General features: G+C 69.0%; 10 protein-coding genes and 3 pseudogenes. 3 read left to right on the plus strand and 10 right to left on the minus strand.

The annotated features are described in order from the left end of the window. From resB to hemL, 6 genes are all read right to left on the minus strand, one after another. Positions 1-1,802, minus strand: a 1,802-nt coding sequence (gene resB / locus FNH08_RS09970) for a cytochrome c biogenesis protein ResB (protein ID WP_152771080.1), incomplete at its 3' end; no start/stop codon positions are given. A 3-nt stretch (positions 1,803-1,805) separates the two neighbouring features. Next, a complete protein-coding gene (locus FNH08_RS09975) occupies positions 1,806-2,624 on the minus strand; it encodes a cytochrome c biogenesis CcdA family protein (protein ID WP_407704348.1) in 819 nt (272 codons plus the stop codon). 4 nt (positions 2,625-2,628) lie between these two features. After that, entirely contained in the window at positions 2,629-3,234 is a 606-nt protein-coding gene (locus FNH08_RS09980) for a TlpA family protein disulfide reductase (protein ID WP_152771081.1), read from the minus strand. A 66-nt stretch (positions 3,235-3,300) separates the two neighbouring features. Then, on the minus strand, positions 3,301-4,560 hold the full coding sequence (locus FNH08_RS09985; protein ID WP_152771082.1) for a polysaccharide deacetylase family protein: 1,260 nt from the start codon (positions 4,558-4,560) through the stop codon (positions 3,301-3,303). Positions 4,561-4,880: 320 nt separating this feature from the next. Next, a complete protein-coding gene (locus FNH08_RS09990) occupies positions 4,881-5,528 on the minus strand; it encodes a histidine phosphatase family protein (RefSeq protein ID WP_152771102.1) in 648 nt (215 codons plus the stop codon). A gap of 86 nt (positions 5,529-5,614) precedes the next feature. Beyond that, on the minus strand, positions 5,615-6,931 hold the full coding sequence (gene hemL, locus FNH08_RS09995) for a glutamate-1-semialdehyde 2,1-aminomutase (RefSeq protein ID WP_152771083.1): 1,317 nt from the start codon (positions 6,929-6,931) through the stop codon (positions 5,615-5,617). Between the two features lie 803 nt (positions 6,932-7,734). Here hemL and FNH08_RS10000 point away from each other — a divergent pair. Beyond that, entirely contained in the window at positions 7,735-8,172 is a 438-nt protein-coding gene (locus tag FNH08_RS10000; protein WP_019061278.1) for a hypothetical protein, read from the plus strand. A gap of 67 nt (positions 8,173-8,239) precedes the next feature. On the opposite strand, the pseudogene FNH08_RS10005 reads toward FNH08_RS10000, so the two are convergent. Continuing rightward, positions 8,240-8,803: pseudogene (locus tag FNH08_RS10005) on the minus strand (tyrosine-type recombinase/integrase); the annotation flags it as partial. Beyond that, positions 8,796-9,604 (minus strand): IS5 family transposase gene (locus tag FNH08_RS10010; protein WP_152771085.1). Its coding sequence is split into 2 segments (ribosomal slippage): positions 8,796-9,254 and positions 9,257-9,604, totalling 807 coding nucleotides; the frame shifts between segments, so codons are not numbered across the junction. The gene FNH08_RS10010 and the pseudogene FNH08_RS10005, both read right to left, overlap by 8 nt. A 47-nt stretch (positions 9,605-9,651) precedes the next feature. Here FNH08_RS10010 and FNH08_RS10015 point away from each other — a divergent pair. Continuing rightward, a pseudogene (locus tag FNH08_RS10015) lies at positions 9,652-10,013 on the plus strand (glycosyltransferase); the annotation flags it as partial. 196 nt (positions 10,014-10,209) lie between these two features. After that, the gene (locus tag FNH08_RS10020; protein WP_407704350.1) at positions 10,210-10,899 is read left to right on the plus strand and encodes a serine hydrolase domain-containing protein; all 690 of its coding nucleotides are present in this window, start codon (positions 10,210-10,212) and stop codon (positions 10,897-10,899) included. Here FNH08_RS10020 and FNH08_RS50680 read toward each other — a convergent pair. Next, a pseudogene (locus FNH08_RS50680) lies at positions 10,786-11,183 on the minus strand (YdcF family protein); the annotation flags it as partial. The gene FNH08_RS10020 and the pseudogene FNH08_RS50680 overlap by 114 nt on opposite strands. Positions 11,184-11,387: 204 nt before the next feature. Beyond that, on the minus strand, positions 11,388-12,383 hold the full coding sequence (locus tag FNH08_RS10030; protein ID WP_322724147.1) for an Lrp/AsnC family transcriptional regulator: 996 nt from the start codon (positions 12,381-12,383) through the stop codon (positions 11,388-11,390). Between the last annotated feature and the right edge of the window lie 57 nt (positions 12,384-12,440).

Genomic DNA, 12,440 nt, shown 5'->3' on the forward strand with positions numbered 1-12,440 from the left:
GCGTCGGAGGGGGTGGTGGTGTTCTCGGCGTCGGACGAGCCGGAGGGCTCCTCGGACGGATCGGGGGTGCTGCCCTGGGGCGTCGCAGCGGTGGGCTTCGAGCCGTCGGCGGTCACCGCATCGGCGTCCGCGTCCCGGTCCGCAGCGGTCGGGGCCTCGTCATGCACCTTGGCCGCCAGATCCCCCAGTTCCTCGGGGAGCTTCGTGGACTCGCTGCGGCCGAGGCCCGCCATTTCCACGACGGTGACGCCGTCGGCGCCCCTCACGGCCCGTACCCACACGCGGCGGCGCTGGATGAAGAGGGAGGCGGCGAGACCGGCGATGGCGGCGATGGCGCCGGTGAGGGCCCAGCCGCTGCCGGGCTGCTGGGTGATCTGGAAGCGGGCCCAGGGCTTGATCCCGTCGAAGGTGACCGAGCCGTTGCCGCCGGTCAGCTTCATGGTCTCGCCGGGCAGCAGCCGCTTCTTCAGCAGCTTGCCCTTGGAGTCCTTGAACTCCTTCAGGTTGGTCTTGTCGAGCTGGTAGATGTTCTGCGGGATGCCCGAGTTGACGCCCAGGTCCCCGTGGTACGCGGACAGCGCGAGCACGGGGAAGTCCAGCGCCGGGAACTGCGAGAGCATCTGGCCCTTGCCCGCGCCCGCGAACGTCGGCACGAAGAAGGCGTTGAAGCCGAGCTGCTCGTTCTTCCCCTTGGCGTCGCGGTAGCCGTCGAGGACCTTGATCGCCCCGGAGGAGGTGAGGTTGCCGTCGAGCGGCAGCAGCGGCACCGCGTCCTTGAAGACGACCTTGCCCTTGCCGTCCCGGACGGTGACGACGGGCGCGTACCCGAAGTTGACCATGTAAACCTTCGAGTCGCCGACCACCAGCGGCTCGTTGACCTTGATGACGGTCGACTTCTCCTTGCCGTCCGCGCCTACGCTGTAGGTGATGTGCGACTCGTACGTACGCGGAGTGCCCCGGTTCGGCCCGGTGCGCTCGTACGTGGCCTTGGCGGACTTCAGGTCGAAGCTGAAGGGGTCCAGGTCGTCGTACGTGAAGAGGTTGCCGGACTTGAAGTCGTCGTACTGGACCGGCGTGTTGGCGAAGCCGTCACCCTCGACGATCAGCTTGTTGCCCTCGGACTTGAAGAGCTGGCCCCAGGCGAACGCGACGAGCATCACGATCAGGGCGATGTGGAAGGCGAGGTTGCCCGCCTCCCGCAGGTAGCCCTTCTCGGCGGCGACGGCGTCCCCCGTGACGTGGGAGCGGAAGCGGCGCTGCTTCAGCACCTTCAGCGCGATCTCCCGGACCTGCTCCGGCTCGGCCTCGGTACGCCAGGTCGTGTACGCGGGCAGCCGGTTCAGCCGCCTCGGCGCCCCCGGCGGTCGGCCCCTGAGCTGGCCCACGAACTGCCAGGTGCGCGGCACGATGCAGCCGATGAGCGAGACGAACAGCAGGATGTAGATCGCCGAGAACCACACCGAGCTGTACACGTGGAACAGCCCGAGCTTCTCGTAGACCGGCCCCAGGGTGTCGTGCCGGGCCATGAAGTCGGCGACCTTGGTCTCGTCCTGTCCCGACTGCGGGATGAGCGAGCCCGGGATGGCCGCGAGCGACAGCATGAACAGCAGCAACAGGGCGACCCGCATGGAGGTCAGCTGCCGCCAGAACCAGCGGGCCCAGCCGATGACGCCCAGCGAGGGCAGGTTGGGGGCGTCCTCCTGGGGGGCGGTGGACAGCTGCGAGCCGGCGGCGTTGAGGTCGTTGTCCTCGTCCGCCCGACCGTCGCCGGCGGCCTTGGCCTTGGTCTCCGTGTTGCTCATGGATCAGATCCCCACAGTGAAGCCGTTCGACCAGACCTGCATCTCCTGCACGATGCGGTCCCAGGCGCCGGTCAGCAGGAGCAGGCCGGTCGCGATCATCATGACGCCGCCGACGCGCATGACCCACACGTGGTGCCGCTTGACCCAGCCGAAGGCCCCGAGGGCCTTGCGGAAGCCGACCGCGGCGACGACGAAGGGCACGCCCAGGCCGAGACAGTACGCCACCGTCAGCAGGGCCCCGCGACCGGCACTGGCCTGGTCCATGGCGAGGGCGTTGACGGAGGCGAGGGTCGGGCCGATGCAGGGCGTCCAGCCGATGCCGAAGAGGGCGCCGAGCAGGGGCGCGCCGACGAGCCCGGCGGTGGGCCGGGTGTGGAAGCGGAACTCCCGCTGGGTGAGCCAGGGCATCAGCCCCATGAAGAACACACCCATGAGGACCATGAGCACGCCCAGCACCTTGGACAGGACGCCCTGGTACTCCTGCAGCGTCGACCCGAAGTACCCGAACAGCGCCCCGCCGGACACGAACACCACGGTGAACCCGAGCACGAACAGCCCGGCGCCGGCGACCATCCGGCCGCGCCGCGCGTCCGCCAGGTCGGTGCCGCTCACGCCGGTGACGTACGACAGGTAGCCGGGCACCAGCGGCAGCACGCAGGGTGAGAAGAAGGAGACGAGACCGCCGAGGACGGCGATGGGCAGGGCGATCAGCAGGGCGCCGCTGTAGACGGTCTGGTTCGGGTCGGTCGAGGCGGCGAGGACCGCGGGCGCGGCGAGGTGGGTGGACGCGGCGAGGTCGGCCGTGGCGGTGACGAGGGGCACGAGGTCACTTCTCCGCGAGGACCGGATCGATCAGCTTGCGCAGCTTCGCCTCGCTGAGCGCCTGGAGGGAGCGCGCGGCGACCTTGCCCTGCCGGTCGATGACGAGGGTCGAGGGGATCGCCTGCGGGTTGAGGGTGCCCTTCTTGAACCGGAGCATCAGCTTGCCGGTCGGGTCGTACAGGCTCGGGTACTCAACCTTGTACGCCTCCTCGAAGGCCCGTGCCGGTCCGGTGCTGGTGTCGCGCGTGTTGATGCCGACGAACCGCACGCCCTGGCCTTCGAGCTCCTTTGCGACCTTGACGAGGTTGGGGGCCTCGGCGCGGCACGGCGAGCACCAGGAGCCCCACACGTTGACGACGACGATCTTGCCCTTGTAGGCGGAGGCGACGTCGAGCTGCTTGCCGTCGATGGTCTTGCCGGACAGGTCGGGGGCGTCGGCCCGGTCGCCCTTCTTCACGGTGGCGATGCCGTCGGAGCTGGTGATGAAGCCGGTGCCACCACCGCCTCCCGAGGTCCCCCCGGAACTGCACGCGGAGACGGCGAGCACCAGCGCGGCGGCCCCGGCGGTGAACAGGGCGGCGCGGCTCGTACGGCGGCTGGCGGCACTCATGTGAAAAGTTTCGCATGCCCGTTTCGGGAATCTTCCGCACCCCCCTCAAGGGTGGAAAACCCCATTTCAGGTGGTCCCCGAATGCTTTCCGCCGTCCGCGAGGAAGCCCTTCCAGCCACCGGCCGGCTCCTGCCCCACGCCGAGCGACTGGAGCCTGGCGAGCACCTCCGGCTTCTGCACGTCCAGCCAGTCCACGAACTGCCGGAAGGACACGAGCCGTACGTCCCCGCCCTTCTCCTTCTCCCGCGCGATGTGCTTGAGGGCCTCCTCGACGGCGTCCATGTAGATGCCGCCGTTCCACTCCTCGAAGTGGTTGCCGATGAAGAGGGGCGCCCGGTTCGTCTCGTACGCCCGCTGGAACCCTGCGACGTACGCGCCGGTGGCCTGCTCGCGCCAGGCGGGGTAGTTGGCGGGCGGGGCCTTGGTGGAGTTCTGCGACTGGTTGTACATGATGTTGTAGTCCATCGAGAGGACCTCGAAGCCGCGCCCGGGGAAAGGTATCTGCTGGAGCGGAAGGTCCCAGATGCCCTGCTTCTTCCGCGGCCAGACCTGGAGGCCGCCGGACGAGGAGGAGTCGTAGCGCCAGCCGAACTCGCGGGCCGTCGGCAGCAGGTTGTCCTGGCCGAGCAGGCACGGTGTGCGGGCGCCGACGAGTTCCTTGTCGTAGTCGAAGGGCAGCGGTTCGACGTCGGTCCAGCCGGTGTTGGTCCGCCACTCCTTCACGAACGACTTCGCCTGGTCGATCTCACTGCGCCACTGCTTGGGCGTCCAGTTGGCGACCGAGCCGGAGCCGCCGCAGAAGTGGCCGTTGAAGTGGGTGCCCATCTCGTGCCCGTCGAGCCAGGACTGGCGTATGTGCCCCAGCGTCGACTTGATGTGCTCGTCCGTGAGGTAGCCGATGTCGGAGGCGCCGGGCGCGTTGTTCGGCGGGAGGTACATGCGCTTCTTGGACTCGGGCAGCAGATAGATCCCGGAGAGGAAGAAGGTCATGTGGGCGTCGTGGTCCTCGGCGGCCTTCAGGAACCGCGGGAACAGACCGTTGCCGACATCGCCCGCCCCGTCCCAGGAGAACACCACGAACTGCGGCGGCGTCTCACCGGCCTCGAGCGGCCGCGGCTTCTCGGGCTGCCTGGGCTGCTTTCCGGTGTGCGCGGTGGACCCGTCCCCGATCGGTTTGGCCTCGCGCTTACGACCCGTGCCGCGCCCCTTGGAACCCCCCGCGCTACTGGACCCGTCCTGCAGAGCGGTACCGCAACCGGCCAGGGCCAGCGCTGCGGCGGCCCCGGCGCCGAGCCCGACCATTCCCCTTCGGCTGATGTCGCGCATCGCTTCCCCCTTCGTCGTGCGGCGTCCTCCTCAGGTCAGGTGAAGGACACCGTTTTAGAGGCCACGACAAAGGCGGGGGTTCCGGCGATCTGGCACATATTTAAGATAGTTTGCGGAGATACGCTCAGATGCCCGCGTCAGTACGCTTTGTGACGGGGCGTACGCCGGTGGGGCGCACGTAGGCACACCGAAGAGCCGTACGCCTGGGAGAGAGACGTACGGCTGAGAGGGTTCCTATAGATGCCGGGCAAGCCCCAGGTTCTTAGGGGCGCGGGGAACTGGGCGAGCAACCACTACGAACCCGCAGTCGCCCTACGACATCAGGCCCCAAAAGCCTTGTCTTTACCCTTCACCGGCTTAGCCCCTGCAAGGAGATGCGCCGGAACCAGATCCCGCGCCGGCTCCGTGTACCCCACGGACACGATCTTGTCGCCCCGGTACGTGAACGTCGTCAGCGAAGCGAGCGTGCACTGCCGCTTGCGCGGGTCGTGCCACAGCCGCCGCCGCTCGACGTGCGACCGTACGATCCAGATCGGCAGCTGGTGGCTGACCAGCACGGCCTCGTGCCCCCGCGCCGCGTCCTTCGCCGCGTCGAGGGCCCCCATCATCCGCGTGACCTGGTCCATGTACGGCTCGCCCCAGGACGGCTTGAACGGGTTGACCAGGTGCTTCCAGTTCTCGGGCCGCCGCAGCGCTCCGTCGCCGACACCGAAGGTCTTGCCCTGGAAGACGTTGTCCGCCTCGATGAGGCGGGCGTCGGTGGCGAGGTCCAGCCCGTGGGCCTTGGCGATCGGCGTCGCGGTCTCCTGCGCCCGCTCCAGCGGGGAGGCGACGACATGTGTGACGTCCCGCGGGGCCAGGTGCTCGGCGACCCGGTCGGCCATGCGCCGCCCGAGCTCGGAGAGGTGGTAGCCGGGCAGCCGCCCGTACAGGATCCCGTCGGGATTGGCGACCTCGCCGTGCCGCATGACGTGGACGACAGTGACGTCTCCGCTGCCCGAACCGTTGCTCGTACCGCTGCTACCACTGCCGTTGCCCGTGCCGTTCACGCTGCTCATGCCGTGGCCTCCGCGGCGGCGCGGGCGGCGGCGGGCAGGGCGTCGGCGATGCGCTGGACGGCCCGCTCGTCGTGGGCGGTCGACACGAACCACGACTCGAACGACGACGGAGGCAGGTACACGCCCTGCGCCAGCATCGAGTGGAAGAAGGCGTTGAAGCGGAACGACTCCTGCGCCTTGGCGTCCTCGTAGTTCCGCACCGGCCGGTCGGTGAAGAAGACGGAGAACATGTTGGAGGCGTTCTGCAGCGTGTGCGCGACACCCTCCTTACTCAGGGCGTCCGTGACGAGCGCCCGGATCCGCTCGGAGACGGCGTCGACCGTGTCGTACGCGGCGTCGTCGAGCAGCCGCAGCTGGGCGAGCCCGGCGGCGGTGGCGACCGGGTTCCCGGAGAGGGTGCCGGCCTGGTAGACGGGCCCGGCGGGCGCGAGGTGCGCCATGACGTCGGCGCGCCCCCCGAAGGCGGCGGCGGGGAAGCCACCCCCCATGACCTTCCCGAAGGTCATGAGATCGGGCCGGACCCCGTCGATCCCGTACCACCCGGCTCGGCTGGTCCGGAACCCGGTCATGACCTCGTCCGAGATGTACAGCGCCCCGTGCTCGGCGCACACGTCCTTCAGGCCCTGGTTGAAGCCGGGCAGCGGCGGTACGACGCCCATGTTGCCGGGCGAGGCCTCGGTGATGACGCAGGCGACCTCGCCGGGGTGGGCCAGGAATGCCTCCCGCACGGCGTCGAGGTCGTTGTACGGCAGCACGATCGTGTCCCCGGCCTGCGCGCCGGTGACGCCCGGGGTGTCGGGCAGCGCGAAGGTCGCGACCCCACTGCCCGCCGCCGCCAGCAGCGAGTCGACGTGACCGTGGTAACAGCCGGCGAACTTGATCACCTTGGTACGGCCCGTGAACCCGCGGGCGAGCCGGATGGCGGACATGGTGGCCTCGGTGCCGCTGGAGACGAGCCGCACCTGGTCGAGCGGGTCGACGCGGGCGACCATCTCCTCGGCGAGCGCGACCTCGCCCTCACCGGGCGTACCGAAGGAGGTGCCGCGGGAGACGGCCTCCTGAACGGCGGCGATGACCTCGGGACGGGAGTGCCCGAGGATCATGGGCCCCCACGAACACACAAGATCCACATATTCACGTCCGTCGGCATCCGTCAGATAAGGACCGGTACCGGACACCATGAACCGGGGCGTACCGCCCACGGCACGGAAGGCGCGCACGGGAGAGTTCACGCCTCCGGGCGTGACGGCCGACGCACGCTCGAAAAGAGTCTGCGAGACTGGGGCTTCGTACTGATAGGTCACGCTAGCCATGGTGTCAGAGGCTTCGAAGATCCCGCGGACAGGTGTTTCAACGCACGTTTCGGCGCGCGGCCTCGGGGGAGGTCACAATGACACGATGATCGGGTTGCGCGGCGCGGGGGCCATGCGTCCTAGAACAGCAGTCGGGTGGAGATATGCATCGCGGTGGCGGACTGGGCGAGGGGACCGATGACCTCGGTCCTCGGCGCGCCCGGCGGGGAAGGCACCGGCGCGAAGCGGAGGAATCGACCGAGGCACGAGGCGAAGCACGGCAGGCACAGGGTGGACAGATTCCACAGGGTGGACAGATTCCGCCGGTTCCTCCCGGACCGACAGGTCCGGTGGGTCCGCAGAGCCCCATTTCTCCCGTGGGCCCACAGAACCCCGTCGGCCCCACGGGCTCGACGGGTCCCCAGGACCCCACGGGTGGTCCGCACGCTCCCACGGGACCACAGGACCCCGCGGGCCTGCAGGGCTCCTCGGAACTACAGGGTTCCCCTGGGCTACAGGGCCCCACGGTACCGCCGCGACCCACGGTTCCACCGGAGCCCGCGGGCTCGCTGGACCCCACGCTTCCGCTGGGCCCCACTGGTTCACACCAGGATGATTCCGTTCCGCAGCGCACGGGCGCTGAGCGAATCGACCGACCGGACCGTATGGACGGTAAGGACCGTATGGATCGGATGGGTCGCATGGATCGCATGGATCAGACCGGCAGGACGAACCGCACGCCCGGCACGCCTCGGACACCCCGAATGGACCGGACGGACCACGTGGCCGATCGGCTGCGCGCAGGAAGCAGGAACGGTGGTCGGGTGGGGGTGACGTACAAGTACTTCGGTGCCCCCGACGGCGCGACCGCTGCCCGCGTCCCGATCTCGATGCGCCCGGAGGAACTCGGCGGCGACGAGCTCGGCATGAACGGCATGTTCACCAAGATCAAGCCGGAGACGATGGCCGCCATGGTGCTGACCGGCATCGAGGGCGTACCCCTGAACAAGGTGCCCCCGCTCGAACTGGTCGTACTCCACCCCGACTACGCGGTCGTGAAGCTCCCCATGACCGTCGTCGACCCCCTGCGCGGCATCGGCGAGGAGGCCGTCGGCGCGGCCGCCTTCATCTGGTCGACGGTCCCGGACCGTGGCGGCCCGCGGGACGCGTTCAACGTGTACCAACTGCTGCACGAGTGGCAGGACTTCTCGCACCGGCTGCACGAGGCGGGGCATCAGCCCTATTGCCTGGTCTGGCCCTGACCTGGGGTTTCGGTGGTTTCGGGCGAGGTCTTCGGGCCTCGCCCTTTCGGGTCCCGGAGGCGCGCCGTCAGGCGGCCAGGGCACATTGAGGGCACATTGGTTTCGCTGGGGGCGCTGATGTGCCCTGTGCGGCGGTCGGGTCGCCTTCCGCCTCGGTTTCCGTGAGGGCGTCGTCGATCGCCTTGCGGGTGCGCGTCTCGCTGGACGGCAGCAGGTGCGTGTATGTCCGCAGCGTGAAGCCCGGGTCCGAGTGACCGAGGTACTCGGAGAGCGCCTTGATGCTCTCCCCCGCGTCCAGGAGTACGGAGGCGTACGCGTGCCGGAGGGCGTGCATGCCGTCTTCCGGGGCCGCCTGGAGATACCTCGCACCGCGCTCGCGTGGAGGAATCACGCCAGCGGCGGCCAGGGCGAGCTTCCAGGCGCCCATGTTGATGACGCTGCGCCTGTAGGCCCGGCTCTTCTCGTCGACGAAGAGGAGGCGGAAGGTCTTCGGTTCGCCGTCCGGCTTGGCCCAGGGCAGGGTGACGGCGACGGGCGGGAACTCCTTCATGTGGGCCTTCAAGGCGGCGGCAAGTTGAGCCGGCAAGGGAACTGACCGGATCTTGTTGCCCTTAGGCGTCATTTCAGTTGGCGAGACTGCGGTGGCATATGAGGGTCGCGGCGATGGCGGTGAAGGCGAGAAAGTGTTCCGGCTTTCGCTCGTAGCGGCGGTGGAGACGTCGACAGCCGGACAGCCAGGACACGGTCCGTTCCACGACCCAGCGGTGTTTGCCCAGGCGTTGGGATGACTCGATGCCCTTGCGGGCAAGGCGGTGCCGGATGCCGCGGGAAGACAGCCAACGCCGTAGGTGCCGGTAGTCGTAGCCCTTGTCTCCGTGCAGTTTGCCGGGCCGCCGGCGCCGTGGGCCGCGGCGTGAGCGGATGGGTGGGATACCGCGGACCAGCGGGATGAGGGCCTGGCTGTCGTGGGGGTTCGCGGCGGAGATGCCGATCGACAGAGGCAGACCGTGGCGGTCGACGATGAGGTGGATTTTCGATCCCTTTTTGCCGCGGTCGGTCGGATTCGGTCCCGTCAACTGCCCCCTTTGAGGGCCCGGACGCTGACGGAGTCGATCGCGCAGCGCGACCAGTCCAGCCCACCGTGGGAGCCGAGTTCGTCCAGGACCAGGCGGTGGAGCTTGGCCCACACCCGGGCCTCGGTCCATTCGGTGAACCGGCGGAAGGCGGTGACGCCTGACAGGCCGAATCCGGGTGGCAGTTGGTTCCAAGTGCAGCCCGAGGCAGCCACGAAGATGATCGCGGCAAGCACCTCGCGGTCCCCTCGTCGGCGGTGTCCTCCGCCCTGCGGGCGTTCCGGTGCCGGCGGGACCACCCGCTGGAACAACTCCCACAGGTCTTCCGGCGCCAACCGTTCGACGAGCACAGCAGTCATCACCCCAGAGTGCCGCAAGATCACACCAACTGAAATGACGTCTTAAGGTCCACGTCCGCTCCCTCGGCTGGTTCAGCCGTCCACAACTGTGGAGAACCTTCGCCGATCACGACGCCCTCCTCATGCCCTCGACCACCTCGAAGCCATGGGTCTGGTCGCACTCGAAGCCCAAGCGTGCGGACTGCCGGTCGTCTACCAGCCCATCCCGGGCCTGAGCGACACCCTCGCCACAACCGGCCTGGCCACCGACTTCACCAACCCGGCCGCACTCGCCCAGGACCTCAACCGGCTCCACAGCACCCCCGGCCTGCTGCCCGCCCTCCAGGCCGCAGGCCGCACCAACGCCGCCCGCTATCCCCTCACCGCCACAGCAGCGGCCTTGAACGACCTCGGCAAACAGCTCGCCTGACGACCCACGCCGCAACGGGATCCGCGCCCGGCTCATCACTACGCTGAGCACCGGGACACCCCACGGCACGGCCCACGATCGATCGGGAGACCATGGCGCTCGACCTCGACACCGACCGCATCCAGCAACTCCTCCACGACGGCGTCCGCGACAAGGCTACCCCGGCGCCGTCTGGGCCATCGGCGACAGCCTCGGAATCACGGCCAGCGGCACCGTGGGGGTGCTGGATCCCGAGTGCCCCGGCGAACCGATGCGACGCGACACCGTCTTCGACATCGCCAGCCTGACCAAGATCCTCGCCGTGTGGTCGACCATCGGCTGCCTCGTCGAGGATGGCAAGCTCCAACTCGACACGCAGCTTGGAGACTTCTGGCCCGAGGTGAGCGGCCATCCGCTGGCCAAGGTGACTGCACGGCACCTACTGACGCACACCGCCGACGTCCCCCTCCGGGCCAACCTCCGGAACCTCTACGGCTCCGATCCCCAGGACATCCGCGACGGCGTCCTCCGTGAAGCACTGCACCGGCCACCCGGCGAGGCCGTGGAGTACACCGACCGCGCCGCACTCATCCTCGGCTACCTCGCCGAATACCTCTCCGGTCGGAGCCTCGACGCGCTGGCAGACAGCCACGTGTGGCAACCCCTGGGCATGACACAGACCCACTTCGGGCCACTACCCGACGGTGCAGCGGCCAGGTGCGCGCCAACCGAGCTCGATGACGGCACGGGAACTCATCTCAAGGGATCCGCGCACGACTTCTCCGCCCGCTTGCTCGGCGGGGTATGCGACTTCGGCCTCGGGCCACAGCTTTCGGCAGGTCGCGTACGAGCGGCTTTCCATGTACGGCTTGGAGATCAGCAGCAGCGACTCCACCTCCACACCTGACTCGGCCAGCAGTTCTCGGGAGAGTGTGATGTTCTGGCCGGTTTCTCCGCCTTCGACTCGACCAGGATCGTCTCGTCCGGCACACCCAGGCCCAGCGCATGCTCGCGGTAGTGGATGGCCTCGCCGCGCGGGAAGCGGGCGAGGGTCGTGGGGCTGTTGCCGCCGCTGAACACCACGACGGGGAAGAGGCCGGCGCGGTAGAGGTCGGCGGCCGTGGTGGCCACGCCCAGGTCGTGGCTGCCCAGGCCGATCGCCGCCGAGCAGGGGCGCAGCTCGTGTCCCATCTGGTGGTAGTTCCAGATCAACGTCACATCGTGGCGCTGCTCGTCGGTGATCTGTCGCTGCTGGTGCTCCCGCACTGGCCCTCCCTGGTCCTGCCTCACCCTTGCCGGCCCTTCGACCTCGATACTGCCCGCAGTTCCGCCGAACGCCGGTGAGCGGCCGTTGGTCCGGCGTGGCCGTGCCCGGTGAGCGGGAACAGACGGCTCCTACACGGGCGTCGGATGTACGAGGCGGCCGTGGTAGATGAGTGAGGCGGCCTGTTTCAGACGGCGGACGCGGATGCTGACCTCGTAGGCGTCGATGCCGTCGATGGCGGCGACGTGGGTGGTGAGGTAGCGGTAGAAGTCCTCGGCGTCGCGGCAGATGACGCTGACCATCAGGTTGTGCCGGCCGCTGATGGCGCCGGCGAAGGCGACCTCGGCGTGCCGGGCGAGTTCCTCGCCCGCCTGTTTGAGGCGGGCGGGGGCGACGCGCAGCCAGAGGGTGGCGTTGAGGGTGTGACCCAGGCGCTCGGGCAATAGTTCCACGTCGTAGAAGAGCGTGCCGGAAGTCTCCAGGGCTTCCAGGCGACGGGCGACGCGCGCGTTGGACCAGCCGGTGAGCTCGGCGAGGCGGGTGTGGGTGGTGCGGCCGTCCTCGGCGAGGGCGTCCAGCAGCGGGGTGTCCTCGTCCGTAGGGGGCCGCGGCGGCCCCGCGGGGGTGGGTGGCCGGTCGCCGGTGAGCCGGCGCACCTGGTCGGGGGTGAGGCCGGCGCCGTAGCCGGTCCATTCACTGGTGCCGGTCTCGCCGAAGGGGTGCAGCAGCAGGTCGATGCTGACGTCGAGGACGGAGGCCGAGCGCGGCAACTGGCGCAGCAGGACGTCGTCGCGGTGAGCCTCGACGGGGGAGCGGATCATGCAGATGATTTCCGAGCCGCCGGAGGCGAGGTTGGCGTAGGCGATGTCCGGCCGCTTGGCCAGGGAGTCCGCCAGGGGCCCGACCCGATCGGGGCGGGAACGAATGCGGGCCACCCAATGGGCCTGCCCGTACACCGCAGGGTTGACCAGGCCGATCACCCGCATCACCCCGCTGCGGCGCAGAGCGTGGTAGCGGCGGGCAGCGGTCTGCTCCGACACGCCCGTCACCTCGCCGATGCGCCGGAACGGGGCGCGGGGTGCACATTGGAGTGCGTGGAGGATTTTCCTGTCCACATCATCGTTCACAGGGGGAGTCTGCCATCTAGCGGAACCATGGTGGAGGATTTTGTTCATCTCGGGCTG

Origin of the sequence: Streptomyces spongiae (assembly GCF_009377185.1) — a bacterium.
Classification (GTDB): Bacteria; Actinomycetota; Actinomycetes; order Streptomycetales; family Streptomycetaceae; genus Streptomyces; species Streptomyces spongiae.

Coding starts and splice junctions, on each gene's coding strand:
- FNH08_RS09980 (WP_152771081.1), bottom strand. CDS start 3,234: ATGAGTGCCGCCAGCCGCCGTACGAGCCGCGCCGCCCTGTTCACCGCC.
- FNH08_RS09985 (WP_152771082.1), bottom strand. CDS start 4,560: ATGCGCGACATCAGCCGAAGGGGAATGGTCGGGCTCGGCGCCGGGGCC.
- FNH08_RS09990 (WP_152771102.1), bottom strand. CDS start 5,528: ATGCGGCACGGCGAGGTCGCCAATCCCGACGGGATCCTGTACGGGCGG.
- hemL (WP_152771083.1), bottom strand. CDS start 6,931: ATGGCTAGCGTGACCTATCAGTACGAAGCCCCAGTCTCGCAGACTCTT.